Origin of the sequence: Vibrio sp. SCSIO 43097 (assembly GCF_023650755.1) — a bacterium.
Taxonomy (GTDB): Bacteria; Pseudomonadota; Gammaproteobacteria; order Enterobacterales; family Vibrionaceae; genus Vibrio; species Vibrio alginolyticus.
Map to the genome: position 1 here is coordinate 1,340,434 of NZ_CP071840.1, position 25,613 is coordinate 1,366,046.

The 25,613-nt window shown below is 40.3% G+C and carries 32 protein-coding genes and 1 pseudogene; 32 read left to right on the forward strand and 1 reads right to left on the reverse strand.

The window, feature by feature from the left end; genetic code table 11:
* Nucleotides 1-143 precede the first annotated feature (143 nt).
* From J4N40_RS06290 to J4N40_RS06415, 16 genes and pseudogenes are all read left to right on the forward strand, one after another.
* The gene (locus J4N40_RS06290; RefSeq protein ID WP_250654434.1) at nt 144-425 is read left to right on the forward strand and encodes a hypothetical protein; all 282 of its coding nucleotides are present in this window, start codon (nt 144-146) and stop codon (nt 423-425) included.
* Between the two features lie 812 nt (nt 426-1,237).
* Entirely contained in the window at nt 1,238-1,414 is a 177-nt protein-coding gene (locus J4N40_RS06300; RefSeq protein WP_170960365.1) for a hypothetical protein, read from the forward strand.
* Between the two features lie 121 nt (nt 1,415-1,535).
* Nucleotides 1,536-1,823 carry a type II toxin-antitoxin system YafO family toxin gene (locus J4N40_RS06305; RefSeq protein ID WP_250156754.1) on the forward strand — a complete coding sequence of 96 codons (288 nt, stop codon included), beginning with the start codon at nt 1,536-1,538 and terminating at the stop codon, nt 1,821-1,823.
* A gap of 8 nt (nt 1,824-1,831) precedes the next feature.
* Nucleotides 1,832-2,104, forward strand: coding sequence for a hypothetical protein (locus J4N40_RS06310; protein WP_115386059.1), 273 nt, complete (start codon nt 1,832-1,834; stop codon nt 2,102-2,104).
* Between the two features lie 1,135 nt (nt 2,105-3,239).
* The gene (locus tag J4N40_RS06315) at nt 3,240-3,554 is read left to right on the forward strand and encodes a hypothetical protein (RefSeq protein ID WP_128740521.1); all 315 of its coding nucleotides are present in this window, start codon (nt 3,240-3,242) and stop codon (nt 3,552-3,554) included.
* A gap of 162 nt (nt 3,555-3,716) precedes the next feature.
* Nucleotides 3,717-4,125, forward strand: a pseudogene (locus tag J4N40_RS06325) (cytidine deaminase).
* Nucleotides 4,126-4,270: 145 nt separating this feature from the next.
* Nucleotides 4,271-4,909, forward strand: a complete 639-nt coding sequence (locus J4N40_RS06335; RefSeq protein WP_250654436.1) for a hypothetical protein — start codon at nt 4,271-4,273, stop codon at nt 4,907-4,909.
* Nucleotides 4,910-5,064: 155 nt separating this feature from the next.
* A complete protein-coding gene (locus J4N40_RS06345) occupies nt 5,065-5,376 on the forward strand; it encodes an antibiotic biosynthesis monooxygenase family protein (RefSeq protein WP_140140690.1) in 312 nt (103 codons plus the stop codon).
* Nucleotides 5,377-5,515: 139 nt separating this feature from the next.
* The gene (locus J4N40_RS06355) at nt 5,516-6,010 is read left to right on the forward strand and encodes a GNAT family N-acetyltransferase (protein WP_025625177.1); all 495 of its coding nucleotides are present in this window, start codon (nt 5,516-5,518) and stop codon (nt 6,008-6,010) included.
* 1,247 nt (nt 6,011-7,257) lie between these two features.
* On the forward strand, nt 7,258-8,016 hold the full coding sequence (locus tag J4N40_RS06370; protein WP_171343434.1) for a hypothetical protein: 759 nt from the start codon (nt 7,258-7,260) through the stop codon (nt 8,014-8,016).
* 133 nt (nt 8,017-8,149) lie between these two features.
* Nucleotides 8,150-8,422 carry a nicotinamide mononucleotide transporter gene (locus J4N40_RS06380; protein ID WP_005462157.1) on the forward strand — a complete coding sequence of 91 codons (273 nt, stop codon included), beginning with the start codon at nt 8,150-8,152 and terminating at the stop codon, nt 8,420-8,422.
* 149 nt (nt 8,423-8,571) lie between these two features.
* Nucleotides 8,572-9,018 (forward strand): GNAT family N-acetyltransferase, encoded by a 447-nt coding sequence (locus J4N40_RS06390; protein WP_238762441.1) that lies wholly within the window; start codon nt 8,572-8,574, stop codon nt 9,016-9,018.
* Nucleotides 9,019-9,710: 692 nt separating this feature from the next.
* Entirely contained in the window at nt 9,711-9,992 is a 282-nt protein-coding gene (locus J4N40_RS06400; RefSeq protein ID WP_250654434.1) for a hypothetical protein, read from the forward strand.
* A 167-nt stretch (nt 9,993-10,159) separates the two neighbouring features.
* Nucleotides 10,160-10,567 carry an OsmC family protein gene (locus tag J4N40_RS06405; RefSeq protein WP_025527517.1) on the forward strand — a complete coding sequence of 136 codons (408 nt, stop codon included), beginning with the start codon at nt 10,160-10,162 and terminating at the stop codon, nt 10,565-10,567.
* A gap of 156 nt (nt 10,568-10,723) precedes the next feature.
* Complete coding sequence (locus J4N40_RS06410) at nt 10,724-11,311, forward strand: hypothetical protein (RefSeq protein WP_250654438.1); 588 nt, start codon at nt 10,724-10,726, stop codon at nt 11,309-11,311.
* A gap of 2 nt (nt 11,312-11,313) precedes the next feature.
* The gene (locus tag J4N40_RS06415) at nt 11,314-11,736 is read left to right on the forward strand and encodes a hypothetical protein (protein WP_250654439.1); all 423 of its coding nucleotides are present in this window, start codon (nt 11,314-11,316) and stop codon (nt 11,734-11,736) included.
* 505 nt (nt 11,737-12,241) lie between these two features.
* Here J4N40_RS06415 and J4N40_RS06420 read toward each other — a convergent pair.
* Entirely contained in the window at nt 12,242-13,213 is a 972-nt protein-coding gene (locus J4N40_RS06420; RefSeq protein WP_050550131.1) for an IS30 family transposase, read from the reverse strand.
* Between the two features lie 1,233 nt (nt 13,214-14,446).
* Between J4N40_RS06420 and J4N40_RS06430 the strand changes: the two genes are divergently transcribed.
* The 16 genes from J4N40_RS06430 to J4N40_RS06550 all read left to right on the forward strand — a co-directional run bounded on the left by J4N40_RS06430 (nt 14,447) and on the right by J4N40_RS06550 (nt 25,462).
* Nucleotides 14,447-14,731 carry a MazG nucleotide pyrophosphohydrolase domain-containing protein gene (locus J4N40_RS06430; RefSeq protein ID WP_017448465.1) on the forward strand — a complete coding sequence of 95 codons (285 nt, stop codon included), beginning with the start codon at nt 14,447-14,449 and terminating at the stop codon, nt 14,729-14,731.
* A gap of 146 nt (nt 14,732-14,877) precedes the next feature.
* Nucleotides 14,878-15,330, forward strand: coding sequence for a hypothetical protein (locus J4N40_RS24645; RefSeq protein ID WP_115386427.1), 453 nt, complete (start codon nt 14,878-14,880; stop codon nt 15,328-15,330).
* 1,332 nt (nt 15,331-16,662) lie between these two features.
* A complete protein-coding gene (locus J4N40_RS06450; RefSeq protein WP_115386107.1) occupies nt 16,663-16,893 on the forward strand; it encodes a hypothetical protein in 231 nt (76 codons plus the stop codon).
* Between the two features lie 156 nt (nt 16,894-17,049).
* Complete coding sequence (locus J4N40_RS06455; protein WP_115386106.1) at nt 17,050-17,361, forward strand: immunity protein Tsi6 family protein; 312 nt, start codon at nt 17,050-17,052, stop codon at nt 17,359-17,361.
* A gap of 150 nt (nt 17,362-17,511) precedes the next feature.
* On the forward strand, nt 17,512-18,429 hold the full coding sequence (locus J4N40_RS06460; protein WP_115386105.1) for an FRG domain-containing protein: 918 nt from the start codon (nt 17,512-17,514) through the stop codon (nt 18,427-18,429).
* 230 nt (nt 18,430-18,659) lie between these two features.
* Entirely contained in the window at nt 18,660-18,908 is a 249-nt protein-coding gene (locus J4N40_RS24575) for a GFA family protein (protein WP_412034514.1), read from the forward strand.
* Between the two features lie 791 nt (nt 18,909-19,699).
* Nucleotides 19,700-20,182 (forward strand): nucleotidyltransferase domain-containing protein, encoded by a 483-nt coding sequence (locus J4N40_RS06470; RefSeq protein WP_115386103.1) that lies wholly within the window; start codon nt 19,700-19,702, stop codon nt 20,180-20,182.
* Nucleotides 20,183-20,318: 136 nt separating this feature from the next.
* On the forward strand, nt 20,319-20,726 hold the full coding sequence (locus tag J4N40_RS06475) for a hypothetical protein (RefSeq protein WP_054577321.1): 408 nt from the start codon (nt 20,319-20,321) through the stop codon (nt 20,724-20,726).
* Between the two features lie 157 nt (nt 20,727-20,883).
* Nucleotides 20,884-21,150, forward strand: a complete 267-nt coding sequence (locus J4N40_RS06485; RefSeq protein WP_054730732.1) for a hypothetical protein — start codon at nt 20,884-20,886, stop codon at nt 21,148-21,150.
* 167 nt (nt 21,151-21,317) lie between these two features.
* The gene (locus tag J4N40_RS06495) at nt 21,318-21,758 is read left to right on the forward strand and encodes a hypothetical protein (RefSeq protein WP_115386102.1); all 441 of its coding nucleotides are present in this window, start codon (nt 21,318-21,320) and stop codon (nt 21,756-21,758) included.
* A gap of 159 nt (nt 21,759-21,917) precedes the next feature.
* Nucleotides 21,918-22,280: a VOC family protein gene (locus J4N40_RS06500; protein WP_005386966.1), complete on the forward strand. Its 363-nt coding sequence runs from the start codon at nt 21,918-21,920 to the stop codon at nt 22,278-22,280.
* Nucleotides 22,281-22,425: 145 nt separating this feature from the next.
* Nucleotides 22,426-22,776 (forward strand): hypothetical protein, encoded by a 351-nt coding sequence (locus J4N40_RS06510; RefSeq protein ID WP_140134588.1) that lies wholly within the window; start codon nt 22,426-22,428, stop codon nt 22,774-22,776.
* A 128-nt stretch (nt 22,777-22,904) separates the two neighbouring features.
* A complete protein-coding gene (locus J4N40_RS24580) occupies nt 22,905-23,414 on the forward strand; it encodes a hypothetical protein (protein ID WP_005377016.1) in 510 nt (169 codons plus the stop codon).
* 693 nt (nt 23,415-24,107) lie between these two features.
* The gene (locus tag J4N40_RS06535; RefSeq protein WP_054730763.1) at nt 24,108-24,410 is read left to right on the forward strand and encodes a hypothetical protein; all 303 of its coding nucleotides are present in this window, start codon (nt 24,108-24,110) and stop codon (nt 24,408-24,410) included.
* Nucleotides 24,411-24,642: 232 nt separating this feature from the next.
* Nucleotides 24,643-24,987, forward strand: a complete 345-nt coding sequence (locus J4N40_RS06540; RefSeq protein ID WP_009705215.1) for an antibiotic biosynthesis monooxygenase family protein — start codon at nt 24,643-24,645, stop codon at nt 24,985-24,987.
* 313 nt (nt 24,988-25,300) lie between these two features.
* The gene (locus J4N40_RS06550) at nt 25,301-25,462 is read left to right on the forward strand and encodes a hypothetical protein (protein ID WP_181881296.1); all 162 of its coding nucleotides are present in this window, start codon (nt 25,301-25,303) and stop codon (nt 25,460-25,462) included.
* Nucleotides 25,463-25,613 lie beyond the last annotated feature (151 nt).

The window sequence follows — 25,613 nt, forward strand, 5'->3', positions numbered from 1 at the left end:
CATTTAAGAGTGATTCCCAACGCTTGGCATTTCCAGTTCAAGGTTGGGTTTTGTGTTTACGGTGTAATGGTTTAGGTTCGGTGGTAGCGTTGCTCACACCTTAATGCGGCGTTATACGCAATACGGGAACATGGAATAATATTGTGGAAGCTAAAGAAAGAAAACTGTTTAAAGAAATAGCATCCATATTATGGAATGACTGGGATCCAATCGGTGTTAACGATGGTGAAAATGAGTGGAACGACGAATACGACAGTTATGTACCTCATATATTTCGATTGGTGCTAGAAGGAAAGGATGCATCGAGAATAGCTTTATATCTTTCTTCTACAATTGAACAAAGTATAGGTTTGTCTGCATATCCACAGCATGATTTGAAAGTTGCGAATAAAATAGTAGAAGCTAAGGTGCGCATCTTCGGCTAGCGTATAACAATGCGTTTAAGGCAGATTCCCAACGCTTGGCGGTTTGTATTCTAAGTTGGGTTTAGCGTTTAAGGTGTAATGGTTTAGTTTGGGTGGTAGGCGTTGCTCACTACTTAACGCGGCGTTAGTACGGGTTTGACATCAAAGGTCATAAGTTTTGGTGTTTATCTGTTTTGGCGCTCGTCTTTACACCTTTCAGTTTGTGCCTTTCACGTTCTTTCCGGTGGCACTATATGCGGAGTGTTCGCTTTGATTTTACCGTTTACGGCTTCTAACTCTTAGCCTATTTCTTTGGCGCTTTTTCATTTTCGTGGTGACTTTTGAGAGAACCTTGATTACTTTTTGTGTGGCTGTTGAAGTGCGAGGAAAGAATCCTTTTCTAATTTGAAGTCAGTAAAAGTAGGGGAGTTCAGTGCGTTTTTCTTCTAGCCAACTCTCGTCTATCAATGGCGGTAAAGTTTTGTAGCTGCCCGTCTCACTTCAGTGTTCAAAGCCTTTCATATCATGCCACTTTTCAATATCTTGGAGCGCATAAATAGAAGTAGCGCATGTACTAACAAATTGCTTAAGAGTGATTCGTAACGCGTGGCATTTTTACTTTGCGGTGGCTTATGTGATTAAGGCGTTGTGCGGTAGCTTTTGTATTGCGTTACTCACACCTTAGCAAGGCGTTAGCCTTTTTACCGAACTCAGCTACGTATTTCATTTTGTTACACAGTAGTCATTGGTTTTGTCGCATATCGACGATTGACAAATAGGTAAATAAGTTTGGACTGAATATCTTCGATCTCTCGAGAAAAGGAGATCAACAAATGAAAATAAAAAATCGATCTATTGTATTATTAAAATCAAAATCTCAATGTGTAACTTATTCAGGAGATCCGTTGCATGACAAGGTGCGGGTTATTTCTGCTGCGGCCAACTCAAAGAGAAAAATATTGTCACGAGCTGAGATAGCAAAAACTATACTCATTGTGGAAGAGGAATAGTGAATGAGTGATAAAGTTAGAATATTTGCTTATAAGCCGTTTAAAGATTCGCTCTCCCCTGATGTTTATGAGGCTTTAAAAAACAAGTTTCGTGAGTACAAGTAAAAAGGTGTGCAACCACATGATTTTGGGAGAGATACGACGTTTGATTTTTCCCGAAAAGCTTCGATTATCCGGGTTGCGACATATACATATAAAAGATAAAACGTCCAAGCGTTGGAACTTGAAGAAGTTTGCATTTGATAAAACTAGCAATACAGCTCTTATCTATTCTAGTAACTATTTTGATGACAATTGCTATTTACTTATTGGTTTGCTAGATAATGCTCATCACGCCTACAAAAATAACCTATTATATTTATTGGAAATGTCTGATATTGCTGATAGCTTTAGCAATAAAAATTTATAGGAACAAATATGAAAACCACTTTAAACTGGAAAAAAGGCACACCACCAACTCCCGGCATTTACTTTGTAGCACAGAAGTTGGGGCAATCTATAGGTAGATATGACTTCATGCTGTGGAGTGGAGAGGTGTGGGAGACAGATCAGCAGGTTGAAATTATAGCCTATGTAGATGCCGATGATATCAAAATGGCGTTATCCCCAGAGTGGCCAGAGAATTCTGATAGAAAATTGCCTCAAACCAATAAAAAAGATCTCCCTAATGATATTTGGGTAGAAGATTAAAACTAAAGGCTAACAAAGCATTTAAGAGTGATTCCCAACGCGTGGCATTTTTACTCCATCGTTGGGTTTTGTGTTTACGGTGGTATGATTAGGTTTCGTGGTAGCGTTGCTCACACCTTAATGCGGCGTTATGTTCTTGGGGGTTTATGGAAAACTTCAAAATTAGCAGAATCCACACAAAGTTAGGTATTTTCCGACTATCTGGAATCCTCAACAATGAAAGTGGTATTAAAAATATCAGCTATATTTCTGCTGAATATATGGGAACTGATGGCTGGTGCGAACTTAATTTACAGTCGGAGCATACTCAAAATTTACTGAGAGACATTCAAATTGAAGTGTGGCAGTACCTAGCGTGAGCAAGTCTGTTGCATCGACCAGACATAGTTTTGTAAATATCAGTGGCTTCAAATAGCTACGAACATAACAAAGCGTTCAAGAGGGATTCTCAACGCTTGGCAATTTTGGTTCTAAGTTTAGCTTTTGTGTTTATGGCACAATAATTTAGGTTTGGTGGTTTGCGTTGTTCACCCCTTAACGCGGCGTTAGGCAACGGGCAGGAAAGTTCTCTGTTCTCATTTTCTTAGTTCTCTTTGAGCATTCGTTTTTCTAAGTCGGCAATTCACCATTGTCGGCTCAAATTCTTGAATCTCTTTGGCCGTAAAACATGCCAAGGTTCGCGGGTTGCCTCATTGGTTTTCACAGGCGGTTGGTTGTGAATTTCACTGACCCAAGGTGTGGCAAGGGCAAGTCAATTGATGCTTTCGAATTTGCTGTTAATTTGCAGCTTTGGGTTTTTCGGGTTCAAAATCTACTTTGTTGCTGAAGGTCTGCATTTTGTGGTCGCTGGAATTTGGGCTGAAACATAGTGACTTAATGGTTCTTGAATCACAAAAAATCAGTGGGTGTTTGGTTGGTTATAAGGTTTCGGGTAATCTGCTTTCAAACAAACTTAACACCACTGGGAAACTTCGCCTAACAAGGCGTTTAAGGCGGATTCACAACGCTTGGCGATTTTAGTTCAAGTCAGCTTAAGTGTTTAAGGTACAATGGTTTACGTTTGGTGGTTGGCGTTGTTCACCACTTAACGCGGCGTTAGCTGTTTGTGCAATTTGGTATTGGAGAGTGAAACTAAATGGAAGCAAGATTTAATAAGTTATTAGCGTTCAGTATTGTTTTAGTCCATTTTTTTGCTTTCTCTGGGCTACTATATAAATCTCAAATTTATGGGCATATAGCGGTCTCACCAGGAGAACCTTATGGGTTAGGTGACGTTATAGATTTATTGTTTGCTAGTTTAGTTGTCTCGATGTGGTGTTGTGCGATGGTATCCTCAATTGTGGTGACTTTACTTAATATTAAAAGTAACTGGCTAGCTTCTCTGAAAGCACTTTTATACGGAACGGTTGGTCTGGTTGGTTATTTTAACGTTAATAGTTCAATCTCCTAATACGAAACAGCTAACAAACTGTTTAAGAGTGATTCGCAACGCGTGGCATTTTTGCTATGCGTTGCGTTTAGTGTTTAAGGCGGTCTGCGGCGGCTTCGGTATTGCGTTGCTCACACCTTAACAGGGCGTTATAGCGCACGATGAAATTGAATATGGATGGTCATGGATAATATCGAAAAAGAGCTCTATCAAGCAGCAATAGAACTAGTAAATATGCGATATCCTTCTGGTTGGGGTGGTGCTGCGGCTGTTAGAACAGAGTCTGGAAAAATATTAACAAGCATCGCTCCTGATACTAAAAACGATGCTCTTTCACTATGTATGGAAGTGGGAGCGTATTTAGAGGCTCACAAACTCAATAAGCGAGTGACCCACTCATTACGCCTGTGTCGTGAGAGCGAGAACGATGAATTTCTAATCTTGTCACCATGCAGTTTGCCAAGAGCGCCTTGTCCACTGGGGTGGGGATGTCAACGCAGCAATTACGACTCCAGAGAATGCGCTGGTTTTCAAAACTATACGAGAATTAATGCCTCATCATTGGTCACTCGTAAACGGCAAAGCGCTATAACAAACTGTTTAAGAGTGATTCGCAACGCGTGGCATTTTTACTACGCGTTAGGTTTAGTGGTTAAGGTGGTATGCGGAGGCTCTGATATTACGTTGCTCACACCTTAACAGGGCGTTAACCTAACTTCAGCATAAGAGGTAGTATTTTGAGTATATTTAAACGATTTTTTTCATGTAATAGTTCTGAAAAGGTTAAGCCTGTAGCTCACTCAGGTAAGCCTGTCTTAAAAACAGATTTACAAAATTATGTAGATGAATATTCCCAGGGTGATGGCAACTCGTCAGATTATGTTTATCGTTTAGAGACAAAAAATGGGTGGAAAAAGTATTTCAATAATAACTTTGTAATCACTAGTAGAAAAGCTAACTCTAGAGATCTTCAGGCATCACCTGAATATGCGACTAATTTAGAAAAAACGGGGAATGACAAAGCTTTTTATTGCTATGGCAATAAAAAAGATGCTGAAGATGCAATTAACATGAGGCTGAACTCATTAGCTGAGTCTCAATCTTATTGTACTCATCACGGTATTTATGCTTTGGCTTTTGTTGCAAGATTTGATAAATCCTGCCCCGCTTTAAAAGGGAAAAGCCTGTTCAAAGATAGATCATCAAATGATGGTGCTATGTACATACTACCTGAAGTAGATGAGATTCAAGATGAGCATATACATATATATTTTGCAGGACACTGGCTTCCTAAAAATAATCAAACAGGTACTTTATTGGAACAAGAGTTTGAAAATTCTGATTATGCAACGTTCATAAGTAAGTTACGTTTGTAATATGTAAGGTTAACAAACTGTTTAAGAGTGATTCGCAACGCGTGGCATTTTTACTATGCGTTGATTTTAGTGATTAAGGTGGTATGCGGCTGCATCAGTATTGCGTTGCTCACACCTTAACAGGGCGTTATAACCACGGCATAAATGGAGTATGTATGATAGCAAGGGAATGGAAAGCTACTTGCCCTAAAGAATATAAAGAAGGGTTTATTGCATACCTGTACGAGACAGGAATCAAAGATACATCTAATACACAAGGTTTTCTCGGTGCTCAAATTCTAAATCGAGATTTAGGCGATATTGCAGAAATCACGTTGTTGACCTACTGGGAAGATCTTGAATGTATTAAAGCATTTTCTGGTGAAGACATCAGTGTTGCCAAGTTGTATCCAGAGGATGAAAAGTACAAACTGAATCCAGATCGTCATGTTAGCCACTATGAAGTCTGTGAGAACATGTGGTTATAACAAACAATTTAAGAGTGATTCAGCACGCTTGGTATTTTCGGTTTGGGTTAAGTTTAGTGGTTAAGGTGTTCAAATTGAGTGTTGTGGATGCGTGCTTCACACCTTAATTGGGCGTTATGTGCTTTTGAGGAAAATTGATATGGAAGTAGTAGAAGCGAGTCCAGATTTAGCGCCAATATTAGCAAGTTACGCGAAAGAATGTTTGGAGTCGGGTATCCCTAAATATTCCGGCGTTGAACAAGATCCTGAAGCTTATTTATCAGGTTTGGTTGAACGTTCTAAGGCAACTTCTGAGTTACCAAACGGTTATTTGCCCAGCACAACTTATTATTGCGTATCTGACTCTGAAATCTTAGGCGCTATTCGAGTTCGTAAAGGTACTAATGCCAACGTAGAAAATGTCATTGGGCATGTAGGCTACGAAACTAGACCGTCAGCTCGTGGTAAAGGTGTAGCTTCATTTCTCCTCGCTTGGGTGCGAGAGCATATTGTCACTGACTCAGTTATTGTTACTTGTTCAATTGACAATCCAGCGTCCCAAAAGGTTATCGAAAACTGTGGCGGAGAGTATCTTGGCAACTACACAAGTGAAAACGAGGGCACTGTAAGGCGCTACCGTTTAGCACGCACATAACAAAGCGTTCAAGAGGGATTCTCAACGCTTGGCAGTTTTGGTTAGAAGTTTAGCTTTTGTGATTATGGCACAATGGTTTAGGTCAGGTGGTGGCGCTGTTCACCCCTTAACGCGGCGTTATATGATATGAGGGTTTGATAGTGAGGTTACCCAGAAAGTTAGATCGTCAACTCGGGTTTTATATTTGGGGATGCATTATTATCGCAGTGGCTTGGCCTTTAGTTATCCCGCTCGCTATTATTTGGGGTGCTTACAAAGCACTCTCTTTGATAATATCCAGCTGGTGTTCTAGCTGTAGTAAGCCCTTTTCTATGTATAAAGCGAAATCTATCGTAATAAAATCATATTGGGAAAAGGCGTGTTTAGATGGCTCTCCCGACTTGCGATATAAACGAAATGCTAAACACTATGAGCTACGTGAAACTTGGGTTTGCAAGCGTTGTGCGTTGACAAAAGTGAAAGAAGTCTCTCGTGTCGATTCATATTAATCATATAACAAACTGTTTAAGAGTGATTCGCAACGCGTAGCATTTTTACTATGCGTTGCGTTTGGTGTTTAAGGTGGTATGCGGTGACTGCGGTATTGCATTGCTCACACCTTAACAGGGCGTTAGTTTGCAAGAGGAAAATCGCAGCTATATCGCAATATCTAGTGGTAAAAGCTCAAAGTTGAAATTGTCGTATTGGCGTTCAATTTCAGTGTTAATTAACGTGGTAAAAATCCAAAAATTGGCATCGTTTCAACGGTTGGTTTGTTCTTTGGTGCGGCGACTTTTGGGTTAATTGAGTCGTACTTTTTTGCTGAAACTCTGCTCTGTGAGTTTATTGGTACAAAAGCAGATTTACTCGCTGCGAGGACGTTTTCTCTGGTGTGGTAAGTTCACGTGGTTTCAGTGAATTTGTTGAAAGTCCGCATTGTGAGATTGTCTTTCCAAAAGCAGTTTCTGGTGTTGTGCGTTCGCTTTCTGCGGCGTTGTTTGTTCCAAGTGGTTTCATTGACTAGCCGCTTTGAGACTACGCCTGACTTAAGTGCATCAAAGTACATATTGCTTGTTGTTTGCAAAGTTTAAAATAACGTAAAATCAACCCTTTGGGTCTGCAAACTAACAAGCTGCTCAAGAGGGATTCGCAACGCGTGGCATATTTACTATGCGTTGAATTTAGTGATTAAGGTGGTTTGCGGCGGCTTTGTATTGCGTTGCTCACCCCTTAGCAGGGCGTTAGTTGCGCGCGAAAATAGAGAACATATGAAAGAAAGTTGGATTCGGTACGAAGATATCGAAGAAAAGAGGCAAGGCTATTTTGTTATCTACAGCCCTGTATTCACAGGTCAAGACTTTGCTATGTTAAAAATTCATATTTATGAACAAGAATTAGTTTCTGAAATAAAAAGGATCGCTGAACATGAGCTGAGTATTTGGGCAACACGATACGCTACTCCAGTTATGGTTATTGTAAAAAACTTTACTCAAACTGATTGGAGAACCAAAGACATTGTGGGGCACAATTTTTTGCTTGGTTACGCTGCTGGTAATGATGTGATAGCGCATTGGGATGAATACCCTAAGTCACAAGAACCGCAATTTGACCTGTCAAAAGAGACCTTAGCAATCATATACTCCGATTTGAGTAGTAGAACTTTTGAGCAAGTAATAGAAAAACAAAAAGAAGATGCAAAAGGTCGGAAATTACTATTGTTTGTTATGACTTTCTGGTTTTGTGTTATTCCTGCCTTCATTGCATATCTAGGCTGGTCTAGTCCGTTCTTTTCTTTACTAGCGTTACTATATAGTTGGTATCTGGCTACGAAGAAAGGACTTGAGTTGTGGGGTAAGAAAAGTAAATCTCAAAAGGAATTAGATGAGGAAAAGGAGAAGTTACAGAAAGAACATCACCACTATCATTGTAAGCTCAATCCTGATGCATTCCTTAAGCTAAAGTGTGAGAACTTTAAGAAAGAGCGTCTAGAAAGAGAGCGCAGTAAGGTAGAGGAAATGCGCAACTAACAAACTGTTTAAGAGTGATTCGTAACGCGTGGCATTTTTACTATGCGTTGGTTTAAGTGATTAAAGTGGTATGCGGGAGCTTCGGCATTGCGTTGCTCACACCTTAACAGGGCGTTATGTGCTTGGAGGAAAAATGGAATATTTTCAGTACTATGGAATCGACTGGGTTGCAATGGTACTTACGTTTCTTGCAATTTGGCAAATTGGAAATAAGAACAAAATCGGTTTCATTCTAATGATGTGCGGTAACACTAGTTGGGTAGCAGTTGGTTATCTTACTGGCAGTGTGGCAATGATAATTGCAAATATCATCTTTTTCTCAATGAACCTTAGAGCAATCATCAAATGGTCGACGCCAGAGAAAGAGCCTAAAGTTAGTGTTGCTGAGCAGTCATCTACAAGCTAGAAGTTCGCACATAACAAACTGTTCAAGAGGGATTCGCAACGCGTGGCATTTTCACTATGCGTTGATTTTAGTGATTAAGGTGGTTTGCGGCGGCCTTTGTATTGCGTTGCTCACCCCTTAACAGGGCGTTATGTGCTAGGGAGATAAACGTGAGAATCGAAGAAACTCAAGAATCTGACTTTCTCCAAGTTGTTGACTTGGTTAAGCGCGTTGTCGATAAAGACATACTTCCTCATTTCAGCAATGAAGGGCAGGCGCTGTTTACTTCAAAAGTGCGGTCTGATGTTGAAACTACATTTGATAAATCAAAGTTTCAAAACCTTAAGCTGATAGAAAATAACAAAGTCATTGGTTTTGCTGCGTTGAGAGAGAATAATTACATTACTCATCTTTTCATTGACACTAGCTTTCAAAACAAAGGGTTAGGCAAACTATTGCTAGACAATTTGTTATCACTTACTGAGTCCAGTGAAGTAAGATTGAGGGCGTCTGTTAACGCGAAAAATTTTTATGAGTCTCAAGGTTTTGTTGCCACAGAAGGTGAGCAAAATGTTGATGGTGTAAGGTTTGTTCCAATGCGACTTGTTCGCACATAACAAACAATTTAAGAGTGATTCAGCACGCGTGGCATTTTCGGCATGCGGTGATTTCGGTGTTTAAGTGCAATGCGGAGGCATAGTCATTGCGTGCTTCACACCTTAATTGGGCGTTAGTACGGGTTTGACATCAAAGGTCATAAGTTTTGGTGTTTATCTGTTTTGGCGCTCGTCTTTACACCTTTCAGTTTGTGCCTTTCACGTTCTTTCCGGTGGCACTATATGCGGAGTGTTCGCTTTGATTTTACCGTTTACGGCTTCTAACTCTTAGCCTATTTCTTTGGCGCTTTTTCATTTTCGTGGTGACTTTTGAGAGAACCTTGATTACTTTTTGTGTGGCTGTTGAAGTGCGAGGAAAGAATCCTTTTCTAATTTGAAGTCAGTAAAAGTAGGGGAGTTCAGTGCGTTTTTCTTCTAGCCAACTCTCGTCTATCAATGGCGGTAAAGTTTTGTAGCTGCCCGTCTCACTTCAGTGTTCAAAGCCTTTCATATCATGCCACTTTTCAATATCTTGGAGCGCATAAATAGAAGTAGCGCATGTACTAACAAATTGCTTAAGAGTGATTCGTAACGCGTGGCATTTTTACTTTGCGGTGGCTTATGTGATTAAGGCGTTGTGCGGTAGCTTTTGTATTGCGTTACTCACACCTTAGCAAGGCGTTATACGCAATACGGGAACATGGAATAATATTGTGGAAGCTAAAGAAAGAAAACTGTTTAAAGAAATAGCATCCATATTATGGAATGACTGGGATCCAATCGGTGTTAACGATGGTGAAAATGAGTGGAACGACGAATACGACAGTTATGTACCTCATATATTTCGATTGGTGCTAGAAGGAAAGGATGCATCGAGAATAGCTTTATATCTTTCTTCTACAATTGAACAAAGTATAGGTTTGTCTGCATATCCACAGCATGATTTGAAAGTTGCGAATAAAATAGTAGAAGCTAAGGTGCGCATCTTCGGCTAGCGTATAACAATGCGTTTAAGGCAGATTCCCAACGCTTGGCGGTTTGTATTCTAAGTTGGGTTTAGCGTTTAAGGTGTAATGGTTTAGTTTGGGTGGTAGGCGTTGCTCACTACTTAACGCGGCGTTAAGTGCAATCATCGAGAGTCACATCAAAAAAGTAGGGAAGTATGAGTATTAATATAAAATGGGATGGTGATTGTCGCTTTAAAGTGTCAACTGAAGGTGGTTTTACGTTTAATGTTGACGCTACAAGTGAGAAAGCCCCTTGTCCAACGGAAGTTCTATTGTCGGCTTTAGGTTCATGTAGTGCTACGGATGTCGTCTTGTTACTACAAGATCAAGGTTTTGAAGTTCAAGGTCTAGAAAATACGGTTACTTTTGCCCTAACGGAATCAGAACCTCGTTTATATAAATCGGCAAACTTACACTTTACAGTAAATGGCAGTGGTTTTAAGGAATCTGATATTTTGCGAGCAGCTCAAGAAGCGGTGGAAAAGCATTGTCATGTTTGTCTTATGTTGAGCCCTACGATCGATATCACTTGTTCAGCTGAAGTGGGTAAAAATTGCACTTAACAAAGCGTTTAAGAGGGATTCACAACGCTTGGCAGTTTTGGTTCAAAGTTTAGCTTTTGTGTTTATGGCACAATGGTTTAAATTGGGTGGCATCGCGTTGTTCACCCCTTAACGCGGCGTTATACGCTAATATTGTAAATTTAATCAGGAGATAATGTGGATTTATTAAAGGATATACTAAGTGAGTTTGGTAATTGGTCGTTTTTGTTATCTGTTTTAACGGGTATCATTGTTTCAGCCTTAAGTAGTTACTTAACGAGTAATAAACAATTAGTCAAGACAGTAGATAAGCTACAAGGAATAATTTTAAAAAATATTTCAAGAAAAAATAACGATTCAGTCGAGTTGTACCAAAAATACTCCTCTGTTTATGGTGTGATGTTTGCAAAAAGAATGAAAGAAGCAAATTTCGTTTCTATCGCATTTGCTGTGTTTATAGTTCTGTATTTCTTTATTTTGGCACTTACTAAAGTTGAGCTAGAGCCACTAATCGTTACTGTCGCATTTATATTTTTGTTTTTACCGTGGGTGAAGTTAGCTTCTAGTACATATCGAGTGACCAATGGTTATCTTGGTAGTAGCGAGTATGAGATTAGGCAATTTATCGAGTACATTATTAATGAAGCTTCAGACGATGATCTAAATGATGGTGGAACTCCAAGAAAGTTGTTAAACGTTGAAGATTTTTCGATTGAAAAAATTCAAACGCTTGAAGATGTAAGCGCTTTTCGAGTTGAGGGTTAAATATGAGAGATGATATAAAAAAAACCTCTTCTGATTGGCTTAATAGAGCAATTGACATTTTGTTCTGTACTCACCCCAAAAGAACATCTCTAGGTTTTGTAATTGGCGCTTTAATTTATGTAATTGTAGGTGTTATATTTGCACCGATTTGGTCTGAAATAGATAGAATTAAAGTATCAGACTTGGAACTTTGGCATTACCTAATCGTTGGTATTTCGCTAATGCATATCCCTACTATCAAGGATAGTTACACAAAAGAGTCAGAGTTACCTAAGGAAATAGAGCAAGCTCTGGGGTTAATTAAAGAAGCCGAAGCACAAGGCGTTTCAAAAAAATCAATTCAAAAAATGAGGCTTGAACTATGTGATTCTGTAGTAAAATCACTGTCATCACGCAAGCCACAAGACAAGCAGCAAACTAGTTGAACGCGTATAACAAAGCATTTAAGAGTGATTCCCAACGCTTGGCATTTTTCATTCCATCGTTGGGTTTTGTGTTTACGGTGGTTTGGTTAAGTTTCGTGCTAGCGTTGCTCACACCTTAATGCGGCGTTATGTTTAATCACGTAAAATCAGTCGTTTACACTCTTTTTTGTTCACGCAACTTTCAAGTTTTTCCCTTGTCGGCAAGCTAAATTCAGTGGTCGCTGTTTTCAGGACTCCTATTCGCGGGCGCGAAAAAATCAGAGAATTGCCTCATTGAAAGCCAGTGTGTTGGCGAGGTGAGTGAAGTGTTCTCAATTTCAATGTTAGAGTTCCAGTTTTCGGTTTTTCACGCTAAAACTCAATGTTAGTAAAATCAAATTTATGAGTTAATTCAGTTTATTAGCTTCTGGTTTTGGTTTTCAATGGTAAGTCGAGTTAAGCTCTTTGTTTCGTAAAACTTAACCCTTTGAGCCTTAAACTTAGTATCAAGTTTGAAGTGCGACACTTAGAGTAGCTGCTCATAAATATACTCTGTTGGTGTCTTGTAACCAAGCCTTTGGCGTGGTCTGTTATTCAGTTTATACGCTATCTGGCTGCACAGTCTTTGTGTCACATGAGCCATTGAGGTTTTCTTAGGTAAATATTGGCGTATGAGTCCATTTGTATTCTCATTGGTCCCTCGCTCCCAAGAGTGGTAGGGCGTTGCGAAGTAAAACAAGCATTTATGCTTGTTTTCTATCTCCTGATATTGATTGAATTCTGTACCATTATCAGCAGTGATAGTTCTAAATGGTAAGTTTGAACGTGTAACGATCTCTGTCATTCTCGCGTTGAGTGATACAGTTGTTCGGTCATCTAGCTGTCCGATATAGGTGTAGCCAGTCATTCTGTCAACGAGAGTGACAATGCAGTGCTTAGTTCCGCGACCGATCACGGTATCTATTTCCCAATGTCCAGGTTCTAGGCGTAACTCAGCTTGTTTTGGTCGTTCTGTTATGTGCCTTTTAGCGGCAATTCTCCCCCTGCTATCTTTGGCGTTGTAGCGCTTACGTCTCTGTTTTGGTGATTGACGTAAATGTTTCCAGAGCATGCCTCCGTTGGCTTTATCGGTCCAAATGTGCTGGTAAATAAGCTCATGGCTCATCACTGGATAGCCATGCAAACGGCAATACCCAACGATTTGGTCAGGACTCCAATCGAGCATTATAAGCGCGTCAATAATTTTGAAATCGTGCTTGGTATAGCGCTTGTTACGCCGTGACCGGCTCAACCTGTTTCTAGCTCTTTGTTGTGCTCTAGCAGGCTGATAGGAAGGGTTAGGGCGATAGGCGTTGTATCGAGAGTTACGTTTAAATTCTCGGTAGATAGTGCTCTTGTGACGCCCTAGCTCTTTAGCGATGTTGACGACACTAATGCCTTGCTTTCTAAGTGCGGACATCATATACCTTTCATTCTCAGTGAGGTGTGTGTAATTCATGGTTTTTCACTTCTTGGCGGGAGTAAAATTTATGAATAGCACATCTCACTGTTTTAAATTTCAGGGGTGTCGCACTTCGTACTTGAATCCAAGAAACATAACAAGGCGTTCAAGAGGGATTCGCAACGCGTGGCATTTTTACTATGCGTTGGTTTAAGTGATTAAGGTGGTTTGCGGCGGCTTTTGTATTGCGTTGCTCACCCCTTAACAGGGCGTTAGCTTACAAACATTGAAGTTTTTGAATCTATCTTAATTTCAATTGTTTAATCATCATTTGAATCTGGTTTGAACTTTATGCGCGGTATTTCAAAGCCTTGTGTTTGAAAACAGCAAGTATAGTCTCAGCTTTGGTGTGTGAAGTTCCGTGAGTCTCCACGCTTGGCGGTTTTGGCCTAGTTCAAGATTGTTCAAAGTTTGGGGCAATCCAAAGCTCACATTCTTTTACTCACAATTGTACTTATGTTTGATTGGCGTTTCGGATTCGGAAATTTAAGCTAACAAGGCGTTCAAGAGGGATTCACAACGCTTGACGGTTTGGCGTAAAATTTAGCAAAAGTGTTTACAGCGCAAATAGTTAGTTTTGGTGGCGTGGCGTTGCTCACCCCTTAACGCGGCGTTATGTTTACTTGAGATTCAAAGACTTAAAGTTATTAGGCTCTAGTTCTTTGTCCCGTTGGCAATTCGTCCCTAGTAGACTCAGCAACTTCACATTGTCGGTCTAAGTTCTTGAATTTCTCATCCCGTAAAACATGCCAATATTCGTGGGTTGCTTCATTGTCAGGTCGTGGCGGTCGGCTTCTTGTTTAACTGGCTCAAAGTCGCTTTAGGGTTCTTAGCCAATTAGCATTTCAGCTTGGCAGTTGCCTCGGCAATTCAGCATTGTTTTTCGCTTTGGTTGGAAAGAAAGGGCGCTTGTTGTTAGTTGCTCGGGTTGCCTCATTGGGCAGGGAAGTGGAATTACTCGTTTTAGGTTGCTCGCCTTTGGCGGTCAAGTTGGTTCTAGTCTTGTGGTTTACTTCAGAAAACTAATTGGAAATAGCAGTTCTTTCTCAAGTAAATCATGCGTTTGTGGTAAAACATAACAAGCAATTTAAGAGTGATTCAGCACGCTTGGCATTTTTGGTTTGGGTTCAGTTTGGTGTTTACGGCGGTCTAATTGAGTGTCGTGGTTGCGTGCTTCACACCTTAATTGGGCGTTATACGCTTTATGGGAAATGATACACAAAGGACGTTATGAAGTTATCTGAGTTACAAAGTCATATAAAAGAATTCGATTATGCGCCAGAGCAATCTGAACACTATTTTTTAAAACTAATCGAAGAAGTTGGCGAATTATCGGAATCTATTCGCAAAGGTAAAAGTGGGCAACCAACGCTAGATGAACTTAAAGGTTCAATCGCAGAAGAGTTATATGACGTCTTGTATTATGTTTGTGCTTTAGCCAATATTCACGGTGTAAACCTTGAGAAAACGCATGAACTAAAAGAAGTATTGAACAAGGTTAAGTACAACCGATAGAACGCGTATAACAAATTGTTCAAGAGGGATTCAGCACGCGTGGCATTTTTACTATGCGTTGGTTTTAGTGATTAAGGTGGTATGCGGTAGCGTCGGTGTTGCGTGCTTCACCCCTTAACAAGGCGTTAGAAGTTTTAGGAATAAGTATGGGACGCAGGAGAGAACTAGGTAGTATTGCAAGCGGTATTATTGGCTCGTTTCGGAGTAGAAACAATGATGTTGAAGGTTATTGGGGCATCGGTAAGCTTTACCTGTCCGTAGACCACCTTCAAAGCAAGTGTGTTTCAATAGACCTTTGCTCCCAACAGATTGCTCCATATTACCCGCACTTTGACCTAATGACTGAACGCTATTCAAAGATGTTTAAAGGGTTGCTTGTAAAACATTCAATTCCGTTTGAATGGGTTCGCTCAGCATACGTTTACGTTGAATTTGAAGCAGAATATGAGGAGCGTCATCACAATTGGCGGAGTGCATTGGGAAATCCGTGCAATCTCGTTTGTGTAGTCATAGATGACAATGGCAAAAGTCATGTTGCTCGTGCGTATACAAACTGTTTCCCACATGACGCGAAAAGGGAAAGTCGGAGCACTAGGTGAGCAAACTTCTAACAAATTGTTCAAGAGTGATTCGCAACGCGTGGCATTTTCACTTTGCGTTGGTTTATGTGTTTAAGGTGGTATGCGGCGGCTTCGGTATTGCGTTGCTCACACCTTAACAAGGCGTTAGGCGACGGGCAGGAAAGTTCTTTATTTTCATCTTCTTAGTTCCCTTTGGCAATTCATTTTTCTTAGTCGGCAGTTCAGGATTGTCTACTCAAATTCTTGAATCTCTCTGGCTGTAAAACATGCCGAGGTTCGCGAGTTGCCTCATCGGTTTTCACAGTCGGTTGGTTGTGAATCTCGCGGGCTTAAAGTGTGGAAAGGACAAGTTAATCGAGGCTTTTGTTCTCGCTTTAAGTTTGCAGCTTTACGTCTCGCTTCTTCAAAAGCGACTTGATCGCTGAAAGTCTGTATTTCGTGGTTGTTGAAATTACGGCTGAAACATAGTGACTTTTGTTGTTCTTGAATCACAAAAAGTCAGCGGGTGTTTGGTAGCTTATTTTGTTTCGGGTAATCTGCTTTCAAACCAACTTAAAGACTGGTGGGAAACTTCGCCTAACAAGGCGTTTAAGGCGGATTCACAACGCTTGGCGATTTTAGTTCAAGTCAGCTTAAGTGTTTAAGGTACAATGGTTTCGGTTTGGTGGTTGGCGTTGTTCACCACTTAACGCGGCGTTAGTACGGGTTTGACATCAAAGGTCATAAGCTTTGGTGTTTATCTGTTTTGGCGCTCGTATTTACACCTTTCAGTTAGTGCCTTTCACGTTCTTTCCGGTGGCACTATATGCGAAGTGTTCGCTTTGATTTCATCGTTTACGGCTTCTAACTCTTAGCCTGTTTCTTTGGTGCTTCTTCATTTTCGTGGTGGCTTTTGAGAGAACCTTGATGACTTTTGTTGTGGCTGTTGAAGTGCGAGGAAAGAATCCTTTTCTAATTTGAAGCAAGTGAAAGTAGGGCAGTTCAGTGCGTTTTTCTTCTAGCCAACTTTCGTCTTTCAATCTGGGTAAAGTTTTGTAGCTGCCCGTCTCACTTCAGTGTTCAAAGCCTTTCATATCATCTCAGTTTTCAATATCTTGGAGCGCATAAATAGAAGTAGCGCATGTACTAACAAGTTGCTTAAGAGTGATTCGTAACGCGTGGCATTTTTACTTTGCGGTGGCTTATGTGATTAAGGCGCTGTGCGGTAGCTTTTGTATTGCGTTACTCACACCTTAGCAAGGCGTTATTACTCAATATGTATATTGGTCGCAATAGGTGGTTTGATTGTTATGAGAGCAAGTTCGCTTTTGTTAGTGTTAGGGAACAAGCTAAAAATTTCAGGCTCTTAAAATGCTAGATACTTATTTGTCTAACACTAAAACTCTTCTCATCGAGTTTGTTAAATGTTATCTAGCGGCGGTTGTCGTTATTGGTCTGAAAGGTGAGCTATTCAATATCGCCTTAAGGGTTTGGTCTGATAACCAAATGTCTTTTTATGGTGGCGGTTTGTGGCAAATCACTTTGGTTTTAGCCTTCTTTATCACTTGCTGTGTCTTGTTTAACAAGTACTGTCCGGAATAGTCATTATAATTGCGTCATAACAAAGCGTTTAAGGCAGACTCCCAATGCTTGGCGTTTAGTATTCAAAGTTGGGTTAAGTGTTTACGGTGTAAAGGTTGAGGTTAGGTGGTTAGCGTTGCTCACTACTTAACGCGGCGTTATGAGTCAATGGAAGTTATGACCCAAGAAAACGTAAAAATAGATATCTGCAATCAAGCAATAGAAACCCTTAAACTGAATCGCAGTGTTTTACAGCCTCAGTTGTTTGATTCCATAGAAAAGCAGTTAGAGTGGTTAATCTCTTACTTTGAAGGCACGTCTAATGAAAGATCAAAGTTGTTTGAACTAACTTTTGGACATTATTCTGCCCGAGAAATTGATCCTAGAGAGCGTGATTTGGTCGATGCACTGAATAAAGCGTTTTATGTCGCGGTCCAAACTAGGAGGGGATTAAAATTGGAACTGAGTGAGTTGGGAATTGACTCATAACAAATTGTTCAAGAGGGATTCGCAACGCGTGGCATTTTCACTATGCGTTGGTTTAAGTGATTAAGGTGGTATGCGGTCGCTTCGGTATTGCGTTGCTCACCCCTTAACAAGGCGTTATGTTTTTACGAAATTATGAGTTATTGACATAGTATGGAAGTTATAGAAATCAATGGAGCTAAAAGCTTCTTGAAAGCCGTTACATTTGAAAATCCAAAGTTTCCTAAATACAAAAATGAATCAAGAAAATATATATTTAGAGGTCAATCAGACGCTAGTTGGGAGGCAGTGCCATCTGCATTTAGAGCGAACAGTAGACTGCTTACTGATGGAAAGCTACCATCGCTAAGCTGGAGAACAAATAGGGATCAAATTGAAGCTGAGTTTTATACATTGAGTATGTTTGCGGAAGAATTGAATCGTAATGGTTTCCACTTGCCTAATGAAGATGTCCTAAATATTGACACTTATGGGAGAGGGTTTATCAAATTTATCACGGAAATAGGACGTGGTGAGGCAGTATGGCCTCCTCGGAGTTTTCATTCTCTTATAGCTATTGCACAACATTACGGAATACCAACAAGGTTTTTGGATTTTACATATGATCCTATGGTTGCCCTGTATTTTGCAGTAAAGGGAGCGATGGAAAGTAACAATAGCGGCTTTATATCTCTGTATGCGATCCATTCTCAGGGCTTTAACATTCGCAGTTTTGACTTTGAACGCTCTGTTGATGATAGATTTGGGAACTCTCCAACGAGCGGTCAAGAGAAAAGCATATATCAGGTCATCAAGTCTCCGACTAGTTTTAATCATAATCTAAGAAGCCAGAAAGGCCTTTTCTTGGCGTATATCGAGAAAGAGTTTAGGGCTAATGATATTCTTAACCCAGAGTCTTTAGACCAATATATTATGCGCACAACTAATTTTGATGTTAACTATAAATTTGTTACTAAAGTTAGTAATGCACCTAAATTATTGAAACTTTTACATGATCGTTTCTATTCTGCTAGTTCATTGTTTCCTAGCATCGAGGGTTGTGTGCAAGGTTTGTACGAACAAAAAACATAACAAAGCATTTAAGAGTGATTCCCAACGCTCGGCATTTTTGGTGTCATCGTTGGTTTTTGTGTTTACAGTGGTATGGGTAGGCTTCGTGTTAGCGTTGCTCACACCTTAATGCGGCGTTATAGCCCCTCTGAGACTATTCATAAGGATATGGTGCAGTTGTGAGTAACGAACACTCTTTTAAAGCGTCTTGTCACTGTGGTGCAGTACAAATTGAATTTCAAAGTAAATCTGTGGAGCTGGAACAATACGAGTGTTCCTGTTCTATTTGCACTATTCGAAACTCAAAAATGACGCCTGTTCCGTTAGCATTTCTCCAAGTTAAATCTGGTTTGAACAATTTAACTCTTTATCAATTTCACACGATGACGGCAAAACACTACTTTTGTAGAACCTGTGGCATTTACACTCATCATCAAAGACGCTCTAGGCCTGACCAATATGCGGTGAATGTTGCATGTATACATGGGGTAGGAAAGTAGAGCAACGTCGGGCACGGGGCTCTAACTAATTGTTCAAGCAGACAGCTAACGTTTGGCGATTTTGGTTTGGTTGAGTTTAGTGATTACGGTGGCTTTATTTTGGGTGCAGTGGCAGTTAGCTGCTACTTAACAAGGCGTTAGTTGCCAAGAGGATAAACGTAACCAAATCAAAAGGTTTAAGGTTAGAAATGCTAGAGTTTGGAAGTGAATTTCTAGGCTGCAAATGGTTAATCTCGGTTTGGTAATGTCATTTTTCAGCTTCAGTTTTTGGGCAAATGAAAACTCACTTGTTCTTTGTTTTTGAAGCAGTTTGTACAATTAAAACGACATTACTTGTTGAAAATTCGCTCTTTGAGTTTGTCGCTTCAAAAGCTGGATTGCTTGCTGAAATGACGTTTTCTTTGGTTTGGTGAGTTCATGTGGTTTCAGTGACTTTGTTGAACCTCCGCATTGTGAGATTGTCGGCACAAAAGCGCTTTTTGGTGTTGTTAGTTCGTTTTCTGCGGAGTTGCATGTTCTACGTGGTTTCATTGAGTAGCTGCTTTGAAACTGCGCCTGACTTAAATGCATCAAAGTACATATCTTTTGATGTTCGCAAAGTTCAATTTGTCATAAAATCAGCGTTTTGGTTTGGCAACTAACAAACGCTTCAAGACGGATTCGCAACGCGTGGCATTTTCATCATGCGTTAAGTTTAGTGATTTAGGCGGTTTGCAGAAACATCGTATTGCGTTGCTCACCACTTAAGCGGGCGTTATGGCGCAGGGATAGAATCAGCTAAGGGAAACTATATGAGCGAGAAAGTAAAAGTAGCCTTGAACTGGCTCAAAGGTCTTTTGGAATCGGAGAATATCGAGTATCAAATAGTCGGTGGGTTGGCGGCAACGGTTCATGGTGGCAGTCGTGAAGTCGCAGACATCGACCTCTATATCCACAATTCAGATGCAAAAAAAGTATTAGCTCACGTTTCACAGTATGTTTCTAAGCCACTTACTCGTTACTCGGAATATGGCTGGGACTTAGAGTATTTTCAGTTAATCTATCGAAATCAAAAAATTGAAATAGGTTTGGCTCAACATACCAAGATCCAATCTTCACTGGACGGTTCGTGGCACCAACTTGAAATCGACTTCTCAAAGTCAGTTGTCAAAAGCTATCAAGGTATTGAATTACGGGTCATTCCAGTATATCAGTTGGTTGAATATAAGCGAATATTGGGTAGGGAAGTAGACCTCATAGACGTTCAGCAGTTAGCTTCAAGTTCAGCGCCATAACAAAGCATTTAAGGGTGATTCTCAACGCTTAGCATTTTTCATTCCATCGTTGGGTTTCGTGTTTATGGCGCATTGGTTTAGGTTAGGTGGTGGCGTTGTTCACACCTTAATGCGGCGTTAGCTGTTTGAGGAAAAAATGAGAAAATTCGATAAGCCGCTATTCTGGCTGTATATAAAAACAAGAGACTCATTGTTGTCATCTTTTAAGGGCTTTCTGGGAATGCTTTTAGTGTTGATCGGGGCAGCAGTAGTTTTAGGTAATGAATCCCCTGAGAATGTCTGGATTTCGGTGGGAATCATTTTATTAGTATCTAGTCTTCCAGTCTCAATGGGCTTGATGATGGTAAAGTTCAAATTTAAGAGCTTTGCTGGATCAATACCTACAGCAGAACTAGCGTACTTCTTACAGCACGATGAAGGTGCAAACTCAGATAAAGCTGTGAGAGGTTTATTTTCGTTATCCCTATCTTTTATGATTTACCTTTGGTTTACGATGGTAGCTATCGCAGCTCTTGGTATGTTGGGAGCAAAGCTCGTGTTGTAAAACACAGCTAACAAACTGCTCAAGAGGGATTCGCAACGCGTGGCATTTTTACTATGCGTTGAATTTAGTGATTAAGGTGGTTTGCGGCGGCTTAGGTATTGCGTTGCTCACCCCTTAGCAGGGCGTTATGTAAATCATGAGAATAAGGAGAATTGAGATGGAATTATCAGAAATTAAAGCGAAAATAATTGAGCTATTGGATGCTCAACTTGAACAAAAGTTTGAAGAATCAGATTTATCTGCGAGGCATTACAGTTTTACTAGCCCTGACTACGACTTCTCTTTTTCAGTATCACTTGTAAGGAATGTCAGCGAAACTCAATTAACTAACCGAATAAATCGCTGTATCAATAAAGCGAAAGAAGTTTCAAAACCTAATACACATTTTCAGTTTGACGAAAACTGTGGTTTATATATCGTTTAATTTCAGAAATTTACATAACAAACTGTTTAAGAGTGATTCGCAACGCGTGGCATTTTTACTATGCGTTGCGCTTAGTGTTTAAGGTGGTATGCGGCGGCTTTGGCATTGCGTTGCTCACACCTTAACAGGGCGTTATAGCTCAAGTAACTAAATAGTATAGAGATTAAATGAAGAACAACCTAATAATTGAGCTTTTATGTGCTTTGCTCCTTGGTGGCATTTCTGCGAGGATAGTTGCTGAGAGTAGCGGGAAAGAAGCTTTAAATACCTACATAAAAGCAATAAATCCCGGAGATCCCGTTTTCATCTATTTGGCAGTGCTAGGCGTTGTCTCAATGCTCTATTTAGCTCTTGCCAAACAGCAAAGTGCACAAACACAGTTTTCATCGGCTACTCACGACATAATCGAGCCGGTTGCGAGAAGAGTTGGGTTTTCTCTATTAGGTGTATATCGTACGATTTCTGGAGGGTATCTGTTTTCAAGCGTGTACATAGTTACAGCATATCCGAATGAAACAACATATCCATTTTCCCTATTTGCCCTAGGATTGTCTGTAATAATTATACTTGCTTGTTCCGGTATCGAATATTTGTGTAGAGAGCTATAACAAACGCTTTAAGACGGATTCGCAACGCTCGGCGGTTTTGGTTTTAATTGGTTTTTGTGATTACGGCGCAATAATTGAGTGTTGTGGTAACGTTGCTCACCACTTAAGCGGGCGTTATGTACTTTAAGGAAAATTGTAACCAACTCTAAAGGATTGAGAGTGATAGATCATTTTGAAATTAAGGTAGTTGCATTCGAAGAATGTCGTGTGTTTTACAAGAATGTGCTAGAGCCATTGGGTATTGAACTCAAGTGGTCAGATGAAAATGCTGCTGGCTTTGGGCTTTCGAGCGAGCCAAATGTAAGGTTTCTAATTGAAAAAGGCGTCAGTAATTCTAAGTGCCATATTGCTTTTTCTGCATCAAACAAATTACAAGTTTCTGCGTTTCATCAAGCTGGGCTATCTTTAGGTGGTAAATGCAACGGTAAGCCTGGTTTACGAAAACACTATGCTCCAAACTACTACGCTGCGTTTTTGATTGACCCTGAGGGCAACAATGTGGAGTCAGTAGTGTACCTTTAGCACGTACATAACAAATTGTTCAAGAGTGATTCGGCACGCGTGGCATTTTTACTATGCGTTGGTTTTAGTGGTTAAGGTGGTATGCGGAAGCTTCGGTATTGCGCGCCTCACACCTTAACAAGGCGTTATGCTCTAGGAGGGAATTTTGCTCAATTTACTGAAGAAAGTGGTGCTAATCAATCTTGTTGCAGCATTGATTGTTATTCTCTTAGCTCAGTTTGTCCCCTTCTTTGCTACTACTCAGCCAGTCGACTTTCTGTTCTTCGTTGTTATCGTGAACTGGGTTTTAGCAAAGCTTATGTGGGAAGGTGGCGTATATAGTAAAACAGCGCATATGGATGATTCTAGAACAGATAAAGTTTACAAAATGGTAGAAGGTCATGATTTCGAAGAAGACCAACGAGAGCAGCATAGAATGAACTTCCAGACAGGTTTGGTTTTCTTTATTGCAGGGCTTCCAGCGTTTGTCACTTGCTTAATTCTCCAATTTCTTTGAGTACGAGCATAACAAATTGTTCAAGAGTGATTCGGCACGCGTGGCATTTTTACCATGCGTTAGGTTTGGTGGTTAAGGTGGTATGCGGAAGCTTAGGTATTGCGTGCCTCACACCTTAACAAGGCGTTATGTTCTTGGAGGACGTGGTGGAGTATCAAAGAGATAGGGTAACTTTTAGCGTTTTCCATAAACTTGTTGTAAAGCTATATAAGGCTCTCATATTCAAACTTTCAAACAAAAAAGAGAAGCTAGAGTGGCAGTTAATATTGATAGCCGATTGTTTACGAATCATCGGGCTATGTAGGTTGGCTTATTGGATGGCTTCTAAAGTGCAAACTTCAACGTCTAGCGTTAAGAACAAGTTCTGGTCAACCCATGCTTCAGGTATAGCTCTGCAATATGCAGGTGACATGATTGGCGCTGAAAAAGAATTCCTAAAAAGCCAGGATTTTGCTTGTGAGCTCTCTTTGAGTTTTAGTTTACAGCATTTGGGTAAATTGAACGTTGAGCTTGGCAACTATGAACTGGCTGAGCAACAGTTCATAGAAGCGTTGGCAATTCGAGATAAATTGAAGCGGACTGACTTGGTAGAGTCGACTAACCGGGCAGTTCGAGGACTACAAAAGCTACGAACATAACAAACTGTTTAAGAGTGATTCAGCACGCGTAGCATTTTTGATATGCGTTGACTTTAGTGTTGAAGTGCCATGCAGCAGCTTGGTCATTGCGTGCTTCACACCTTAACAGAGCGTTAGTACGGGTTTGACATCAATGGTCTTAAGTTTTGGTGTTTATCTGTTTTGGCGCTTGTCTTTACATCTTTCAGTTTGTACCTTTCACGTTCTTTCCGGTGGCACTATATGCGGAGTGTTCGCTTTGATTTCACCGTTTACGGCTTCTAACTTTTAGCCAATTTCTTTGTCGCTTCTTCATTTTCGTGGTGTTTTTTGAGAGAGCTTTGATTACTTTTGGTGTGGCTGTTGAGTTACGAGGAAAGAATCCTTTTTTAATTTAAAGCCAGTGCAAGTCGGGCAGTTCAGTGCGTTTTTCTTCTAGCCAACTTTCGTCTTTCAATCGGGGTAAAGTTTTGTAGCTGCCCGTCTCACTTCAGTGTTCAAAGCCTTTCATATTATCTCATTTTTCAATATCTTGGAGCGCATAAATAGAAGTAGCGCATGTACTAACAAATTGCTTAAGAGTGATTCGTAACGCGTGGCATTTTTACTTTGCGGTGGCTTTTGGTGATTAAGGCGCTGTGCGGTAGCTTTTGCATTGCGTTACTCACACCTTAGCAAGGCGTTATACGTTTTGGGGAAATCGGGGGCAAGGAAATGTCTGAAGAAGCGATTAAACTAGCAAAGAACCTACTCGAAACAGATGATAATTATATAGAAAACATAATTGCATTATCGCGTATTGGAAACGAAATGTATGGGCAATGCTGGAACACTGATTACCACGTATTTGGTCTCATAGCATCGGAGACAGACCATTTACCTCTTAATCATGTTCGTTTGAATTGCTCAGAGGAGTTTCTCGTAAAAGCTGATAAAGAGCTAGTTGAAACGATGAAGTTTTATCGTTCCGATGTTGTTAGTGCTTGCAATAAGATCATCAGAAATATAAACGTATAACAAAGCGTTTAAGGCAGATTCGCAACGCGTGGCATTTTTGGTTTTTATCGGCTTTAGTGTTTACGGCACAATGTTTTAGGTCGGTGGCCTGCGTTGCTCACTACTTAACGCGGCGTTATGTGAATGGCGAAAGATCACAGAATCTAATCTCTAACTGCTTGCTATAACTCATATTTACAGCAGCTCCAATTCGGTAAAATGCTCGAATATATTAGTCGTAGTCTGGTGAGTTATGATCGCAGTAATTTTTGAAGTACAGGTAGCAGAGGGTAAAACTTCTGAATATCTAGATATTGCAAGCGAACTAAAACCGCTGCTATCAGATATTGATGGTTTTATCTCAATCGAACGCTTCCAAAGTCTAACAAATGACAGCAAGGTTCTATCTTTGTCATTTTGGCGTGACGAAGAAGCAATTCAAGAATGGCGCAACCTAGAATCTCATCGATTTGCTCAATTAAAAGGTCGTAGTGGTGTTTTTGAAAGCTACAGACTCAGAGTTGCAGGTGTCATCAGAGATTATGGCATGGACATACGCTCAGAAGCCCCAAAAGATAGTATCGACGCACACGGCTAAAATTCACATAACAAACTGTTCAAGAGGGATTCGCAACGCGTGGCATTTTCACTATGCGTTGGTTTTGGTGTTTAAGGTGGTATGCGGCAGCTTAAGTATTGCGTTGCTCACCCCTTAACAGGGCGTTATGTGCTAAAGCGTATTCTTAACCATAAATGCTAATCTTGGTATAAAATTAGGTCTGAATAATCTAACTTGCTGTATATGGTTCTTTTATTCGCATCACATTTTCTCATTGTAAGTTGGTATATTTTGGGGAACGTTGTTCTTTAAATTGGTTATTGGGCAACCCATTAGATACGGGAGGTATGAAATGGCGAAAATATTTTCAATTATCTGGCTTACACTGCGTGATCTAGCAAAAACGAAAAGTGAAAATCCAGATGACGAAGAGCTGCCAAAAACTTTTAATAGTATTTTGGATATAGCTAAACAAAGTGAGCCAAAGTCCTATGAAGAGTTCAAGGATAAATAGGGAAAAACGCACATAACAAAGCATTTTAAGAGTGATTCCCAACGCTTGGCACTTTCATTCCATCGTTGGGTTTTGTGTTTACGGTGGTATGGTTAAGTTTCGTGGAAGCGTTGCTCACACCTTAATGCGGCGTTATGTGCTTTGGTGGAAA

What these genes read in the sequence shown, in the direction of transcription:
- J4N40_RS06300 (WP_170960365.1), top strand. Translation starts at nt 1,238, where the DNA reads ATGAAAATAAAAAATCGATCTATTGTATTATTAAAATCAAAATCTCAA.
- J4N40_RS06305 (WP_250156754.1), top strand. Translation starts at nt 1,536, where the DNA reads ATGATTTTGGGAGAGATACGACGTTTGATTTTTCCCGAAAAGCTTCGA.
- J4N40_RS06310 (WP_115386059.1), top strand. Translation starts at nt 1,832, where the DNA reads ATGAAAACCACTTTAAACTGGAAAAAAGGCACACCACCAACTCCCGGC.
- J4N40_RS06315 (WP_128740521.1), top strand. Translation starts at nt 3,240, where the DNA reads ATGGAAGCAAGATTTAATAAGTTATTAGCGTTCAGTATTGTTTTAGTC.
- J4N40_RS06345 (WP_140140690.1), top strand. Translation starts at nt 5,065, where the DNA reads ATGATAGCAAGGGAATGGAAAGCTACTTGCCCTAAAGAATATAAAGAA.
- J4N40_RS06355 (WP_025625177.1), top strand. Translation starts at nt 5,516, where the DNA reads ATGGAAGTAGTAGAAGCGAGTCCAGATTTAGCGCCAATATTAGCAAGT.
- J4N40_RS06370 (WP_171343434.1), top strand. Translation starts at nt 7,258, where the DNA reads ATGAAAGAAAGTTGGATTCGGTACGAAGATATCGAAGAAAAGAGGCAA.
- J4N40_RS06380 (WP_005462157.1), top strand. Translation starts at nt 8,150, where the DNA reads ATGGAATATTTTCAGTACTATGGAATCGACTGGGTTGCAATGGTACTT.
- J4N40_RS06405 (WP_025527517.1), top strand. Translation starts at nt 10,160, where the DNA reads ATGAGTATTAATATAAAATGGGATGGTGATTGTCGCTTTAAAGTGTCA.
- J4N40_RS06415 (WP_250654439.1), top strand. Translation starts at nt 11,314, where the DNA reads ATGAGAGATGATATAAAAAAAACCTCTTCTGATTGGCTTAATAGAGCA.
- J4N40_RS06420 (WP_050550131.1), bottom strand. Translation starts at nt 13,213, where the DNA reads ATGAATTACACACACCTCACTGAGAATGAAAGGTATATGATGTCCGCA.
- J4N40_RS06430 (WP_017448465.1), top strand. Translation starts at nt 14,447, where the DNA reads ATGAAGTTATCTGAGTTACAAAGTCATATAAAAGAATTCGATTATGCG.
- J4N40_RS24645 (WP_115386427.1), top strand. Translation starts at nt 14,878, where the DNA reads ATGGGACGCAGGAGAGAACTAGGTAGTATTGCAAGCGGTATTATTGGC.
- J4N40_RS06450 (WP_115386107.1), top strand. Translation starts at nt 16,663, where the DNA reads ATGCTAGATACTTATTTGTCTAACACTAAAACTCTTCTCATCGAGTTT.
- J4N40_RS06455 (WP_115386106.1), top strand. Translation starts at nt 17,050, where the DNA reads ATGACCCAAGAAAACGTAAAAATAGATATCTGCAATCAAGCAATAGAA.
- J4N40_RS06460 (WP_115386105.1), top strand. Translation starts at nt 17,512, where the DNA reads ATGGAAGTTATAGAAATCAATGGAGCTAAAAGCTTCTTGAAAGCCGTT.
- J4N40_RS06470 (WP_115386103.1), top strand. Translation starts at nt 19,700, where the DNA reads ATGAGCGAGAAAGTAAAAGTAGCCTTGAACTGGCTCAAAGGTCTTTTG.
- J4N40_RS06475 (WP_054577321.1), top strand. Translation starts at nt 20,319, where the DNA reads ATGAGAAAATTCGATAAGCCGCTATTCTGGCTGTATATAAAAACAAGA.
- J4N40_RS06485 (WP_054730732.1), top strand. Translation starts at nt 20,884, where the DNA reads ATGGAATTATCAGAAATTAAAGCGAAAATAATTGAGCTATTGGATGCT.
- J4N40_RS06495 (WP_115386102.1), top strand. Translation starts at nt 21,318, where the DNA reads ATGAAGAACAACCTAATAATTGAGCTTTTATGTGCTTTGCTCCTTGGT.
- J4N40_RS24580 (WP_005377016.1), top strand. Translation starts at nt 22,905, where the DNA reads ATGTTCTTGGAGGACGTGGTGGAGTATCAAAGAGATAGGGTAACTTTT.
- J4N40_RS06535 (WP_054730763.1), top strand. Translation starts at nt 24,108, where the DNA reads ATGTCTGAAGAAGCGATTAAACTAGCAAAGAACCTACTCGAAACAGAT.
- J4N40_RS06540 (WP_009705215.1), top strand. Translation starts at nt 24,643, where the DNA reads ATGATCGCAGTAATTTTTGAAGTACAGGTAGCAGAGGGTAAAACTTCT.
- J4N40_RS06550 (WP_181881296.1), top strand. Translation starts at nt 25,301, where the DNA reads ATGGCGAAAATATTTTCAATTATCTGGCTTACACTGCGTGATCTAGCA.